The following is a 14,904-nucleotide window of genomic DNA, read 5'->3' on the forward strand; positions in this document are numbered from 1 at the left end:
CTCTTGCTGCCCTCGCGCACCAGTCGGACCGCATCGGCCCTGTACTCCGGGGTGAAACTCCGCCTCTTCCTTCGCTCCATGAACACTACCTCCCGTGTAGCCGACTTATGAGGTGTGTCCACAAAACCGGGGCAGGCTCACCTCACGGCCAGTGCCACTAGTTGCCGCCGTAACACAGGTAGTTGTCGAGCCACGAGTGCGGATCCGCGCTCTCCGCCCAGGCGACGCAGGTCCTTCCGGCGATCGGCCCGGCGTAGGACCACTCGAAGGTGAGGCGGGAGTCCTGCGGCAGGCAGAGGTAGTTGTCCGACCAGGTCGTGGAGGCCGGTTCCGCCGGCTCATTCACCTGCGTGCAGCGCATGCCGGAGATGGGACCCGCGCCGCTCCATTGCATGCCGATGTCACGGTTGGCGCAGAAGTAGTTGTCCCCCCAGGTGCCCGCCTGGTCCTGCGACTCGTTGACGGAGGTGCAGGCCAGCCCCGCCGGTGCTCCCGCCGCATGGAACGTCAGCGCCAACGGCTCCTCGCGGTAGCACAGGTAGTTGTCGATCCAGGGCTGCGGATCCTTCGGCTCGTACAGCTGCGCGCAGGAGAGCCCGGAGAGGGGCCCCCCTTGGGAGTAGGACAGCAGCACCTCCGACTCGCGCGGCACGCACGCGTAGTTGTCCCCCCACGTCGTGGAGACCGGCTCCAGGTCCTCGTAGACCTGGGTGCAGCGCATGCCGGAGATCGGTCCGCCCATGCTCCAGCGCAGCCCGATGTCCTTGTTGGTGCACAAGTGGTTGTCGTTCCACCCGCCCGCCTGGTCATACCCCTCGTCCATCAGCGTGCACGTCATCCCGGAGATGGGCCCCTCCGCGCTGAAGCGCAGCCGCAGCGGCTCGTCGTAGCAGAGGTAGTTGTCGCTCCAGGTGTGGGGGTCCGCCGGCTCGTGGAAGCGGACGCAGGACTTCCCGAAGAGCGGCCCGCTCATCGACCACGAGAGCCGCAGGGGCGAGTCGGACGGGACGCACAGGTAGTTGTCCGTCCAGGTCGTCTCGGGGGGCTCATACACCTCGGTGATGGCGGTGCAGCGCATCCCCGCGACGGGCCCGGCGCCACTCCAGACGATCCCCCGGCTCTGGGGCGAGCACAGGTAGTTGTCGGCCCAGCCCGCAGGATCCGCCGACTCGTTGACGGAGATGCAGCTCATCCCCGGAATGGGGCCGTGGTTGCTGAACGCCAGTCCCTCGAAGCCGGCGGCGAGCACGGGCTCCGCGTTGCGCAGCGCGCGCAGGTACTGCTCCAGCGCCATCAGCTCGTACTCGGACAGGGCGAGCGGGCGCAGCTCGGGATCGATCATCCGCAGGCCGTCCCGCACCCGCCCGGGTGCGTTGCCTCCCTGGTTGTAGAAGTCGAGCACCTGCCGCAGGGTGGCGCGGCTGCCATCGTGGAAGTACGGCGCGGTGCTCGCCACGTCCCAGAGCGTCGGCGTCTTGAAGGCCTGGGGACTGGCGGCGACGCTGGTGTCATGGGCGAGCTCGTCCGTGAAGTTGGAGCCCACGTGGCAGGCACCGCACCGCGCCTTGCCCTCGAAGAGCTCCCGGCCCAACCGGAGGAGCTCCGGCCGCAACAGGTTGCCCTCTCCATCCACCACCGGCTTGCCGGAGGCGATGACCGCCTCCGCCAGCGAGTCCACGCTGAGCTGCACGAGCTCGTACGCCGTGAGCGCCAGCTCCAGCTGCTCGCGCGTCACGGTGGAGGTCAGGAAGACGTTGGCGAACGCCTGCCGCAGCGAGGCCTGGTCCGCCCCGGTGTTGATGCGCTCCAGGACCTTGCTCACGTCGGCGTTCATCTCCCGCGGATCCACCACCGGCTCCAGCGCCAGGTCCAACAGGTCCTGCGACCGGCGGGCGAAGAACTGGTTGGTGCCGAAGACGCGGTTGACGATGGTGGGCGTGTTGAGCGCCAGGGGCTGCACGCCCAAGGCGGTGGCGCGGCCATCCGTGAAGGTCCGGTCCAGCCGGTGGCAGGTGGAGCAGGACAGCGGCTCGCCCGTGCCCACCTGGGTCTGGCTGACGCCCGCGGCATTCGTCGACAGCACCGGCGAGCGGAAGAGCGTCTCTCCCACCGAGACGAGCTGCCGGAAGGCGGACTCCTGCCCCACGGCCAGGAAGGAGCGGAAGGCCGCCGGGATGCGCAGGTCCTCCGCCCGGACGAACCGGGGGAAGCCATCGGCCTGCAGGGTGAGCCGGCGCGGGTTGGTGACGCTGAAGTAGCGCGCCAGGAGGGTGCGGGCTTCCGAGGGCGTCAGGAAGTCCTGCCGGCCCGAGAAGACGGAAGCCGCCGCGGCGAGCTCCTCGAAGGGCTGCGCGGAGCGGTGGAAGACCAGCTCATCGACGAAGAGCACGTCACCGGCGGGGCAGCCCGTGCACTGGCCACCGGGACCCACGCGGAGGAGCTCGTTCCCGGACGGCGTCCCCTGGAAGACGGCCCCGGGCTCCAGATTGGCCTGGGCCACGGGCATTCCGTCCACCAGCAGGGACACCCGAGACTCGTCCGGGGCGATCCGCAGCGCGACGTGACGCCAGCTCGCCGCCTGCGCGGCTGGCGTGGCGGAGAGCGAGGAGAAGGGAAGCGCACCCGGAGCGGTCAGCGTCAGCGCCCTGGCCACGCCCGCCACTGAATAGGACACGTCGGCGGCGAGCGTGCCCCCCTGGATGCGGACCGACCAGAGGCCGTGGTGCCGGGCAATGGGCAGCGTCGCCGCGGACGGGTTGAAGAGCGCGAGGAAGGCCACCTCGGCGGTGAACCCATCGTCATAGCGCTCTCCGGCCAGACAGCCCTTGTTGCGGCGGCAGCTGGGCAGGTCCGCGGCATTGCCTCCCACGGAGACGAAGCCGCTCGCCGTCAGGCTGATGGCCGTGCCCCGGTAGCCGGACAGGTACCGCTCGTCGGCCTGCACCCCGTAGACCTCACCGGCGAAGCGCGCCGCTCCGGCGCCTCCCTGGAGCTGGCCCACGTACGGGTGGATGCCCGTCAGGGCGTTGCCACTCACGTCCAGGAAGTCGGTGTTGTTGGACACGTCCTGCGTCAGGGGGAGCGCACGCAGGATGGCCGGCGAGCCCGCGGCGGCGGCCTTGTCATAGAACAGCTCGTTCATCGGCAGGTGCAGCAGGCAGTGGGGATTCATGCCGCACGCGAACGAGACCTCCCAGTACTGCATGTTGGTCCACATGCCCGGGTTGTTCGACTCGGGCACGAGACCGAGGTTCGCGTACTGGGTTCCCGCGTTGTAACGGATGCCATCGTCCTGGGACATGAACTGGAACAGCGGCCACTGGCGCTGGAGGGGCTGGGCGCGCTCCGGGCTCGTCCGGTTCTCCGCCCAGAAGCCGGTGGCCGTGTTGAGGAACACCGGGGAGAACGGGCGGTGGACGGGATCCGGCTGCGCGGGAGGGAAGCTGTTGAGCCCCTCCGGGTTGAAGCGCCGGCTGTTGATGGCACTGTCCAGCCGGCGCATCGTCCAGCCCGTGTGCTGGCCGAACGCGAAGAAGTGCATGCCGGTGGAGCTCTCGAAGCCCTGCGTCAGCTCCAGGGCGACGGACGGCTGGACGGAGCCGTTGATGGCCGGGTTGGGGCGGCAGAAGACGTCCGTGCCCTCGGGGGTGATCCAGGTGTAGCCGCACTCGAGATGGGTGGGCAGCTGACCATCCGTCCGCCGTGAGCCATCGGCGAGGAAGATGGGCCGGGCGGCGACCGGGTACACGCGCGCGAAGTCCTCCTCCGTCGCGGTGGTGCAGGAGGGCAGGCCGGAGGCCGGGGCGATGTGGCGGCAGATGCGGCGGGTGCCCTCCACGTCGAGGCGGACGCTGTCGAACAGCGTGCCGAGCTCGCGCTGCCGGGTCCAGGTGTCGGGGTTCCAGGGGGTCTCGTTGTACGACCAGCGGCCGCCCTCGGAGACCACCAGCCGGGCGTCCGCCGTGGCGCTGGCCTCGAGCGCCCAGAGGTAGAAGGGCTGACCCTGGCTGCGGCAGAGCGAGAAGGCGTTGGAGAGGTATTGGACGCGGACGACATTGGGAGCGGCGGCGCGCGCCACGGTGCCGGAGGTGGTGTCGGGACGGCGGGCATCCACGACGACGGCGACCAGCGCCTGGTGCAGGGCGAGCGCTCCGGTGGCCGGCGCGTAGTAGGGCTGGAAGTGGATGAGGCGGTAGCACTCGTACCGGCCGCCGGGGGACACGACCCGCTCGCGCGTGGCGGGGGTGGCGCCGAGGCACTCCTCCGGCTCGTTGACGGGGAAGGGCTTGCCCGCGGGCGAGAAGCGAGGGTCCAGGGACAGCGCGCCCTGGCCCGAGTTGGTCCAGATGTCGAACCCGTTGCTCGGGTAGAGCGGTGCCAGGCCGTCCGTGCGCTGGAAGTTGCTGGTCCGGGCCGCGAGCGGCGGCAGATCGACGTCCAGGGTCTGCCCCTGCGCCATGGGCGCCACGAAGCGCGGAGTGCCCCCGGTGACGCTCATGGCCGGGTCGCCCAGGGCGATGAACCGGACGCGCGAGCCCCCGAGGAAGGACAGGCCCAGCCGTCCATCCGGGGTCATCAGCTCCGGATCGAAGGGCTGGGTGAGAATGGCGTTGCGCAGGGTGATGGCGGGAAGGCTCTGGGTGGCGGAGCCGGTCAGCGGCACCGAGCCGCGTGCCACCTCTTCCGAGGGGGGCGCCGTGTCCGAGCCACAACCCGCGAGGAACGCCAGGGCCAACAGAAGACAGACCCGGGGAGAGCCCGGGGTGAGACCAAGGGGATGTCTGGGCATCCCGCCATGGTGCCACGAGAGGTGCATCCATCCGCACGCGAACACCGTGGCTGGCGCCCAGATATAACCGGATGGCACCGGAGTGACCACCGTGTCCAAGACCGCCCTCGCCACCCAGAATGAGGCCTCCAGCGGCCCCCCGCCCCGGCGCTGTCAGCTCGTCGTCATCGATGGGCCCGACGCGGGGCGCGCGGTGGCGCTCGGGGAGGCGCCCGTCCGCGTGGGCACGCGCGAGGGCTGTGCGCTGCGGCTGAGCGACCCGCGCGTCTCGGGCGAGCACCTGGAGGTCCACGAGGAGGGCGCGGGCTTCGTGGTGAAGGACCTCGGCAGCCGCAACGGCACGCTGTACGAGGGCTCGCGGATTGGAGAGGCGCGGGTGCGCGTGGGTGCCACGCTCAAGGTGGGGCGGAGCTTCCTGCGCATCCAGGCCGAGAGCCAACCGTGGGAGCTGGCCCCGAGCCAGGCGCGGCGCTTCGGGGAGCTGGTGGGCGAGAGCCTCGCCATGCGCGAGCTGTTCGCGGTGCTGGAGCATGTGGCGCCCACGGACACGACGGTGCTCATCCAGGGCGAGACGGGGACGGGCAAGGAGGTGGTGGCCCGGGCGCTCCACGAGGCGAGCGCGCGGCGCAAGGGGCCCTTCGTGGCGGTGGACTGCGGCGCGCTGCCGGAGGGGCTGGTGGAGAGCGAGCTCTTCGGCCACGTGCGAGGGGCCTTCACGGGGGCGCTGGCGGCGCGCTCGGGGGCCTTCGTGCGGGCCCACGGGGGCACGCTCTTCCTCGACGAGCTGGCGGGCATTCCGGCCTCGGTGCAGGCGCGGCTGTTGCGCGTGCTGGAGGAGCGCCGGGTGCGCCCGGTGGGAGGCGACGCCGAGCAGGCCGTGGACGTGCGGGTGGTGGCGGCCTCGCGGGTGGACCTCTCGCTGGCGGTGGCCGAGGGCACCTTCCGTCCGGACCTCTACTACCGGCTGGCGGTGGTGACGCTGCCCCTGCCCCCGTTGCGCCAGCGCCGGGAGGACCTGCCCCTGCTGGTGGCGGAGCTGCTGCGCCGCCGGGGCTTCGAGCCCGGACCCATCCGCGGCCCGGGGCTGGAGTTGCTGTCGGGGCACGACTGGCCGGGCAACGTGCGCGAGCTGCGCAACGTGCTGGAACGGGCGCTGGTGCTCTCGCGCGGGGCCCACGGCTTCGAGGCGCTGCGCCTGTCGCTCCAACCCCAGGGCACCGGGCCCGAGGTGCCGCTGCGCACGGACCTGCCCTTCGCGGAGGCGAAACAGGCGCTGGTGGAGGCCTTCGAGCGGCACTACCTGCACGACGTGCTGGCGCGGGCGGGCGGAAACATCTCGGAGGCGGCGCGGCAGGCGGGGGTGGATCGCAAACACCTGCGAGCCCTGGCCCGGCGCCATGGCCTGCTCCCCGAGGGGCCGGACTGAAGCCCCCGCCCCCACGAGCGTAGACCCGAGCCCACCTCCCCTCTCCCCTCGGGAGAGGGACGGGGTGAGGGTATCGGGTCCCCGGGTTGCCCCTGTGTCCCCTACTTCGCGCCCACGCCCACCACGATGGCCGTGATGTTGTCCCGGCCACCCGCCGCGTAGGCCTCGTGCACCAGGGCCTCGGCCACTCCCGCCGCGCTCCCCTGCCCCAACCGTGCAGCGAGCCGCTCCGGCCCGAGTGGCTCGTACAGCCCGTCCGAGCACAGCAGGTACACATCCCCCGCCCGCACCTCGAGCCGCCGCACGGTGGGCTCCGCGTTCTGGGTGCCCAGCGCGCGGGTGATGACGTGCCCGTAGGGACTCTCCCCGCGCCCGGGCGTCTCGACACCGGCCTCCCGCATCTCCTCGAGCAGCGAGTGGTCACGGGTCAGCACCTCCAGCCGGCCCTCGCGCAACCGGTAGAGCCGGCTGTCGCCCACGTGGGCCACGGCGGCGCCCCGGGCCCCCAGGGCGAGCGCCACCACCGTGGAGCCCATCTCGCGCAACTGTCCCACGCGGCGCGAGAGCACGGCCCGCTGGGCGAGCACGGAGCAGTTGAGCAGCAGGTCCTCCTCGCGGCAGTGGCCCCGCCGTGGATGATGGGGCCAGGTGGCCTCGGGGTCCTTCGCCACGCGCTCGCAGAAGCCGGAGAAGGTGTCCACCACGCACCGGCTGGCCACCTCACCGCCCTCGTAGCCGCCGAGCCCATCGGCCACCACGAACAGGCCCAGGTCCGCCCGGGCCATCCAGGCATCCTCGTTGTGGGAGCGGCGTCCCACGTGCGTCCATCCCGCGCTGTCGATTCGCATCGGCACTTCCTCCCTGCCCGGACAGGAGCAAGGCGGGGGCCGACGCCAACCCCGCGAAAGCACTCGGGCGCCTGGGGTCTCCCGTCCCCACTTCCTCGCCTGGGAGTCCACGCCCCGGGGACTCCGGACCCCACCCCACGGTAACGTCGCCGCCCCCAGGAGGGAGCACCCATGCAGATACCGTCGCGCGAGGCGTTGCTGTCGGAGCTGGACTCGTTGGGCTACGGCGCACGGCTCGCGCGGGTCGCCAGGCTGGGACACGAGGGCCGGGGCAGCCCCGTCCTGACGCAACTCATGACCGGGCTCCTGTCCGGCGATGCCTACGAGGCGAGCCTCGGACTCGAGCTGGCCCGGGGAGCTCGCGACGAGTCCCTGCTGCTGCGAGGACTCACCCATGCCTCCAGCCTCGTGCGCGCGCGGGCCGCCGCCCTGGTGGGAAGCGACATCCAGGACGATGCGGCCCTCGAGCGGCTGCTGCCGGAGCTGTCCCCCTTCGTCCGCCGCCGGCTCCTCAAGGACGTGGCCCAGGCTCAGCGGAGCGCGCTCGCGGCCCGGCTGCTCCCCATCGTCCTCAGCCGCCACGGCGCGGCGGAAGCGGCCCTGCTGCTCCCCGCGCTCGACGCGGACACGGTGCGCCGGTTGTTGCCCCAGCTCGAGCACACGTTCCGCGCCTGGCGCACGCTGGTGCGCCGCCACCCGGACGCGGTGCTGACCTTCATCGGCTCGCGCCTCACCCATGCCCCGGAGCGCGAACGCCGCGCCCTCTTCGCCTCGTACCGCATGGCCCTCTCCGAGCTGGTGCTCTCCCATGGCGAGGCGGTGCTCCACCTCGTGAGAGACCTGGCGCCTCCGGAGGAGCTGCCGCTCTTCGTGCGGGACACGCTCCCGATGCTCGCGCGGCGCCACCCGGAGCAGCTCTTCGCGCTCCTCACCCGCCCCGGCTGGCGCGCGGCCCACATCGCCCGGGAGCTGACGGCGGGCCTGCTGCGCCAGCTCCGCTTCTTCTCCCCCGCCCAGCGCCTCGGCCTCGCGAGGGCGCTGGCGGAGTCCCCGTCGGACCTCGCCCGCTTCCTGGACGCCGTGCCCCCTTCACAGCGCGCCGGGCTCTTCGCCCATGCCTTCGAGGGAGCGCCGCCCCGTGAGCTGCCCGAGGCCCTGCTCCAGGTCCTCCCCCATGAGCTGCGGGACACCGAGGCCGTGCGCCAGCTCGGCCTGCGCGAGGTGCAGGAGAACCCGGACCGGCGGCTCGCCCTGCAGGCCCTGCGCACCATCGAGCACGCGCGCGAGCCCCTCCAGAAAGCGGCCTTCGCCAGCAAGGCCGAGGATCGGGCCCGGGCGCTCTCGCTGCTGGTGTCCAGCACGGGCCTGTCCCGCAGGGGCCTGACGGAGACGCTCACGTACCTCTCGCGGCTGAAGAACGATCAGGACCCGGTGCGCCAGGCGGCCCTGAACGCGCTCGCCCAGGTGCCTCCGAGCCTCTTCGAGCCCGGGCACATTCCCGCCCTCGAGTCGCTGGTGACGTACGTCGCCGAGGCGCGGGACACCTCGCGCGGCACGCAGCTGGCGCTGCAGGAGCTGGCCTTCCGGCTCATCCGCGCCCATGCCACCGAGACCGAGAGCCCGCTGTTCCGCTTCGCCCTCGACACGCTGAAGCGGCTGGCCGGCCAGTCCGGCACGCTCGTCCTGCCTCCGCTGGAGCAGAACCTGCCGCGAGGCACCGAGCACCACCTCTTCGCGGCGCTGCTTCCGATGATCCGCTCGGCCGCGGAGCGCGAGAGCCATGGCCTCATCCTCACGCTCACCCAGGCGCTCGGCCGGCGCGCGTGGAACGTGGACATGCTCCAGGCGATGCTCGAGCCCATCACCGAGGCCACGCCGGAGTGGCTCGCGCAGCAGGCCATGCAGCTGTGGCTCGCACCGCCGCGCACGCGCGATGTCCGGGTACGCAAGCTGCTCGATCGGGACGAGAGCACCATCACCCTCGCCCTCGTCTTCGAGCACCTGCACCGGCGCCGGCAGGAGTGGTTGGATCCCTTCCTCCAGGGGCGGCCCCTGAAGGGACGCTTCAGCACGGGGAAGACGGGCTGGGTGCCTCCGGCCCGCGATGGCTTCCAGCGCTGGCTGCCGCGTCAGCAGCTCCGCTTCCGGGACTTGCTGCTGTACATCGCCCGGGACACCTCGCGCAGCGCCTGGGAGCGGATGAGCGTGCTGCACATCCTCCCCCACCTGCCCGTGGTGCAGGTGGACACCCTGGCGCCCTTCCTCGAGTCGAAGGACGTGCCCACGGTGGAGGCCGCGCTCGGGGCGCTCGTGTGGCTGGACAGGCCGGAGCCGGCGCTGCCCCTGCTGTTGGAGCACCTCGACGGAGACCGGGCCCGGGTGGCCATGTATGCGATTCCCCGTGTGGCGAAGCTCGTCTCGCCCGAGACGCTCGCCGCCACGCTGGGTGCGCTGCTCTCGCGCGAGAAGCTCAAGGTAACGGTGCACAAGGAGGCGTTGCGGCTGCTCGGCACCTTCCGCTCCGCGCACAGCGTGGCATTGCTGCGCCAGCAGTGGGACAAGCCCCAGCTGCACCGGGACGTGCGCATCGCCGTGGGCCACGCCGCGCGCCAGCTGCTCGACGACCCCGCCGCCTGGGAGCTGCTGGACGCCATGGCGCGGAGCCCGGACGAGTACGTGGCCGCGAGCCTGCTCGACCCCCACCCCACGCAACTGCCCCTGGAGGCACGGCCGCGCTACGCGGCACTGGTGCTCCAGGTGTCCCGGCACCCGGAGCTCACCGTGCGCCGGAGGGCCTTCACGGTGCTCCCGGGCTGGGCCGCGGGAGTGGAGGAGCAGGTGGCGAGGGAATCGGCCGCGAGGGTGCTGGACCTGTCCGGCGGCGCCGAATGGCGGGAGGCGGCGTGGGCGCTGGTGGAAGCCACGCGCGAGGGCAAGGCCTTCGAGCAGGTGGTGGCCTGTGCCGCGCGGCTCGTCTCCGCGCCGCTGACGCCCGATGCCACGCCCGAGCGGGACGTCCCCGCGCGCCAGCGATTGAAGGGGCTGCACCAGGCGCTGCGCGGGTTGCCGCGGCCGGTGCGCCTGGGCCTGAGGGCGCGGCTCGACGAGGTGGCTCGGGTGCTCTCCCGGGATGCGTCGCTGTGGCCCGAGAGCGCCGCGCTGCGGCTGGGCAGCGTGGAGTGGCACGAGGCGCGGGCCGTCGCGGAGGTGCTGCGCGGACTGGCGGCGGAGACACGGGAGGAGCCGCTCTTCGCCCGGCGCCTCGCGGACGTGGTGGCCACGGAGGTGGAGGATCCGAGCGCCGGGTGGGAGCCCGAGACGCTGCTGGAGCTCGCGGACGCGGTGAGCGCCGAGCTGCCGCTGACGGCGGTGGTGCTCGTCTCGGTGGCGGGGCAGCGCCTGCACTGGAGGGAGGACGCGGCCCGCCGGCTGAGGGCCCTGCGCCAGCATCCGAGCGCCGCTGTCCGAGCGGACGCCTACGCCACCGTGACCGCGAACGAGTAACCATCGGCGGTCTGATGCCATCCAGGGGGGCTGACAGCTCGGCATCCCTGGTGAACAGGTACGCTACATCCAGTGGAGGCGGCGGGAATCGAAGCCGCTATGGTCGGATCCGCATTCACTCGGGACCAGAGGCCCCCCGTTTTCCCTCTGAAAATGGGGCGCCATCTGTCCGGGCGAGTCCAGGCGCGTCCGTTCGTTTTGGTCCTTTTTTGGTCCCCTTGGACCCCTCGCCGGGCGATAAGTGGCTAGCCCTTCGCCCCTCGTTTTGGCTTCTGGCGCTGATGCCATGGCCTACTAATAACGACCCGGTCACTTCCCCAGGGATAACTCCGAGGGGAAATTCTCCTCGGAGGGCGCTTGAAGCGACCGAGAGTATTAGCTCGCAGTCTTCTTCTTTGACTGAGCAGCGGGTACAGGTTTGCTTCCTGGTCGCCACTTCACATCGAACGTCGCGTTGATGAGCGCGCGCAGACTGAGCACCATCACCTCGTGCTCCAGTTCCTTCAACTCGTTGCGGTGTCGGACATCTGATACGGAGAAGCCTACATCCTGCCCCTTGATCTGGATCTTCGACTTCACCACGCCTTCGTAGTTGTAGATATCGGCTACCAGTTCGCCGATCTCCGGGTACTTCAGGTCCCAGCACACGATGCGATCTGTGATGTTGAGCGGATGGTTGAACTCGTCGTCCTTCGAGAAGGCGTATTTGTACTCCACACAGAGCAGGTTGCCATTTCGATATTGACCGCCCTCGTCCTTCAGTGCGAGCGCATCAATCCCGAGACCCGCGAAGGTCAGCGGACGAGACCAGAACTTCGAAGCCGGATTACCCTGTTCTACGAGATGCGCAAACATCGTGTAGAGCGCACCGACGAAATGCTCCTCACCAGTTTCGGGCGCGAAGAAAGGCCGCGTCTCCAATGCCGGGATTCCCTTGATGACGAATGTCTCCCGCTCGCGGAGTTCGTCGCGGAGGCGGTTGTTGTTGTTGATGTACTGGTCTTCCTTGTGGCGCGTCGTCTCACGGTTCAGACGGTCCATTAGTTGCGCCAGTACATCGCCCTCCTTCTGTTGGCGAAGCTGTTGGATGAACGTGCGCACCTGCTCGACAAACTTCACATCGCGCAATACTTGCAGACTGCTAGGCGCCAGCGCGTCCCGGTTCGTCACAAGTTCGAAGTTGCCGTTGATGATGAAAACGAAGTGCTCCATACCCTCCTGCAAGATGCTGAAGTCTCGCATGGAGGTATGATCAAGCAGAGCAGGGTAGGGGCATACGACAATTCCGTTGGACGCCAGCAACACGCCGCGAACCTCAGACAATTTGATGCCAGAGCCGCTCTTGGACTGACGCCCGAGGGACTTGTACTTCTCCAACGCGCGTCGGTGACCGTCAATCGCGAAGATGATTTGGTAGGTCCGATCCTCGTGTTTGAAGGCTGTAGCGTACCGCGCAAGAAAACGCCCCTTCCGCAATGCCTTGACCACCTGCGGTTGCTCTGGAGGCTCCTCTCCCTTGTCCTGTGGAGGCAGATATGGCCACCCCAATGGGATTTCTCGCAGCGCTCCCTTTCCCGTCTTGTCATCAACAATCCAAATCTCCATCCCGCATGCCTTGACGGACTTCAAGGATGAGCGGACGGCCTTCACGTCGCTTGGGCGGAATCCATGCTCTTTGGTGTCGATTCGACGGACATCCCCGTGCGCAGTGAAGAACCGGATGTAATTGTAGAGATAGTTGACCTCCGGTTCCTTCACCGAGAAGTATTCCGCGTGATTGTCAACCTCGAAGTCCTCGACCACGAGCATTGTGCCCTGGGTGAACTCCGTACGGAAGAAGTCTTCTCCGAGCGCTTCAAGAATCGCACTGGTCCGCTCATCAGCGTCCACCAATATCTGGTCGCGAAGCACGAGCCAAGGGGTCTCGGTCTGGGTTGCCGTCAGATCATAGGTGATATCCAGCGTCGTCTTGGGATTGTCGACCGTCTTCCAGCGCCATTTTTTCTCGTCAGCGCAGCGGGTGATGACAGAGAATCGGCGCGAAGCGAAACAGAGCTTAGAGCCCTGGCATTTGTAGCCGATTTGTTCTCCCTTGGTCTTGGTCCCCTTTCCAATCGAAAAAAAGGCTCGGTACGGCTCAATGTCGTTCAACTTATCCTTCTCGGCTTCGGACAGTCCTTTCCCGTTGTCGAAGAAGAGCAAGCCCTTCTTCTGGATCAGGGGGAAGACGAGGATGCGATTGGCTCCAGCATCATAAGAGTTGGAGATCAGTTCGCGCACGAGTTCGCAGGGATTCGCCCGGTTGACGGAAATCTCACGCAAGGTGTGCTGAAATGACTGGACGGGAGTAAGGGGCGCCATAATTCGTTCTCAGGAAGGCTCAATAGGAAGGTTCAGTGGGTACAGTGTCGCTTGCTGCCCCTCTCTGGGCAAGCGTCCCACGTAGGTACTCGCGGGGCCGGGGTGGCTGCCATGGCCGCCACTGGCCCGTGCTCCGATGATCTTGGTTCTGCCCGCACCGGCCCGAGCTTCGCCTGCCGTGCCCTGGTGGCTGCCACCGCCCCGAGCACCGTTGACCCGAGTACCGGCCTCGCCTGCCGGGCCCTGGCACCCTCCACCGGCCCGTGCTTCGGGCATCTCGATACGCAGGGCCCGGGGTGCCTGCCATGGCCGCCACCGGCTCGAGCTTCGGCGGCCGGGCCCTGGGGCTGCCACCACCCTGGGCACCGTTGATCCGAGTACCGGCCTCGCCTGCCAGGCCCTGGTGGCCTCCACCGGGCCCAAGGTGCCCGCCGTGGCTGCCGTGCTGCCCTGGAGGCCTCCACCGGCCCGAGCTTCGGCTGCCGGGCTGCCCTGGTGGCCTCCACGGGGCCCGAGGTGCCCGCCGTGGCTGCCCGGCTGCCCTGGTGGCCTCCACGGGGCCCGAGGTGCCCGCCATGGCTGCCGTGCTGCCCTGGTGGCCTCCACCGCCACGAGCTTCGGCTGCCGGGCCCTGGTGGCCTGCCCTGGTGCCTCCACCGGGCCCGAGGTGCTCGCCGTGGCTGCCGTGCTGCCCTGGTGGCCTCCACCGCCCCGAGTTTCGGCTGCCGGGCCCTGGTGGCCTGCCCTGGTGCCTCCACCGGGGCCCGAGCTTCGCCTGCCCGGCCCTGGCGCGCTCTTCTCAAGATCAACCGCCGCGTTTGTCCCGCTTGCTCCCCCTCCGCTTGTCAGGCGCGGCGGGCTCCGTGCGTGGTCGGCTGCGCTTGCTGGACGGTGCCGGGCGGGCTGCTTCCAGCGGCCCCGCATCATCGTCGGCAGGGTCTAGGGCCCATGTACCCTCTTCCCAGCGTTTCAACGCCTGGGATGCTTCAAAAGGGACCAGTCCTTTGCCCTTCGCTGCTTCCTCCAAAACCGCTTTGGCTTCCGCCGTGCGATGGCGCAACAGCAGCGCCGCCGCCGCCACACGCACGTCCATTCGCGGATGCGTGAAGAGCACCGCGAGCGCATCCCGTCCGGTGTCACCATGAGCCCGCAGTTTGTCAAACACGGCTAAGCACTGATCAACGTGCTTGTTCGCTGTCTTGGAATCGCCCCGCCAAGCCGCCTCGGTTTCTGCCTGTACATGCCGCGCAAACTCCGCCACAAGACCTTGCAAATCAATCATGGCCAAATGCCGTTTCTGACGTTCTGAATGGCCAGCAGGCCAAATTCCCGTTGCGCCTCATAGGACTGAGTGCTGAGCCACTGCCGCACCGTCAGAATCCTTGAACCCGTAATCCTAAGCATCTTTCTAGAAAAGAGAGCACTAACCCGTGTGTGAAGCGCCTTGTCTAGTGCGATGACATTCTCGGTATTGTGCAGGGACTCGCCCCCAGACCGCTTCGCGTTGCCCGGAGTCTGCTCCACGATGTGATGCCATTCCTTTCCGGGGCCCGCATTCCCCATAGCTGACTTGAAGCCATCAAACGACCCCCACGCCCTGTGTCCGTTCGGCAGGAGCTTACCCCGACTCGGCGCAGGACTCCCAGCACCAACGCCCCGGGCAGCCATGGCCACGGCATGAGGCGCCAACACCACGCGGATCGTCCCCTCTGGCACAGAGACAATAAGGCGCTCGGCTCCGGTTGCCGTCTCCAGCAGGCCCAACCCGGTACGAGTCGCGACTCTCTCCGACGCTTGCGTGAATCCGGGAAGCTTCGGGGCCTTGGAAGCAAGGGCCAGGATTGATCCAAAGTCCGTAGGAGAGGTTTTGAAGAGGGGGAGAGCAAGTCCAGACAATCTCAGGCAAAGAGGGGGCATCCCTCCGGACGGCGCTTGAAAGAAGGGCGCCGTGGAAGGACAGCAGTGAGGTGCACAGG

Annotated in this window: 5 protein-coding genes and 1 pseudogene; 2 read left to right on the forward strand and 4 right to left on the reverse strand. The window is 69.1% G+C overall.

The genetic code is table 11. The features are described from left to right. Positions 1–157: 157 nt before the first annotated feature. A complete protein-coding gene (locus VFZ09_RS07650; RefSeq protein ID WP_329726831.1) occupies positions 158–4,735 on the reverse strand; it encodes a cytochrome-c peroxidase in 4,578 nt (1,525 codons plus the stop codon). A 145-nt stretch (positions 4,736–4,880) separates the two neighbouring features. Between VFZ09_RS07650 and VFZ09_RS07655 the strand changes: the two genes are divergently transcribed. Continuing rightward, a complete protein-coding gene (locus VFZ09_RS07655) occupies positions 4,881–6,215 on the forward strand; it encodes a sigma 54-interacting transcriptional regulator (RefSeq protein WP_329726832.1) in 1,335 nt (444 codons plus the stop codon). A gap of 101 nt (positions 6,216–6,316) precedes the next feature. On the opposite strand, the gene VFZ09_RS07660 is transcribed toward VFZ09_RS07655, so the two are convergent. Beyond that, a complete protein-coding gene (locus VFZ09_RS07660) occupies positions 6,317–7,063 on the reverse strand; it encodes a PP2C family protein-serine/threonine phosphatase (protein WP_329726833.1) in 747 nt (248 codons plus the stop codon). Positions 7,064–7,234: 171 nt separating this feature from the next. Here VFZ09_RS07660 and VFZ09_RS07665 point away from each other — a divergent pair, with 171 nt between their 5' ends. Next, positions 7,235–10,567, forward strand: coding sequence for a hypothetical protein (locus tag VFZ09_RS07665; protein WP_329726834.1), 3,333 nt, complete (start codon positions 7,235–7,237; stop codon positions 10,565–10,567). A gap of 375 nt (positions 10,568–10,942) precedes the next feature. On the opposite strand, the gene VFZ09_RS07670 is transcribed toward VFZ09_RS07665, so the two are convergent. Both VFZ09_RS07670 and VFZ09_RS07675 read right to left on the reverse strand, forming a co-directional pair. Continuing rightward, complete coding sequence (locus VFZ09_RS07670; protein ID WP_329726835.1) at positions 10,943–12,928, reverse strand: hypothetical protein; 1,986 nt, start codon at positions 12,926–12,928, stop codon at positions 10,943–10,945. A gap of 934 nt (positions 12,929–13,862) precedes the next feature. After that, positions 13,863–14,210, reverse strand: a pseudogene (locus VFZ09_RS07675) (DUF2019 domain-containing protein); the annotation flags it as partial. Positions 14,211–14,904: the final 694 nt, after the last annotated feature.

This window comes from Archangium sp. (assembly GCF_036277355.1).
Classification (GTDB): Bacteria; Myxococcota; Myxococcia; order Myxococcales; family Myxococcaceae; genus Archangium.

Bases quoted from the DNA above. Each gene is read 5' to 3' on its own strand.
- VFZ09_RS07670 (WP_329726835.1), bottom strand. From the start codon at position 12,928: ATGGCGCCCCTTACTCCCGTCCAGTCATTTCAGCACACCTTGCGTGAG.
- VFZ09_RS07660 (WP_329726833.1), bottom strand. From the start codon at position 7,063: ATGCGAATCGACAGCGCGGGATGGACGCACGTGGGACGCCGCTCCCAC.
- VFZ09_RS07665 (WP_329726834.1), top strand. From the start codon at position 7,235: ATGCAGATACCGTCGCGCGAGGCGTTGCTGTCGGAGCTGGACTCGTTG.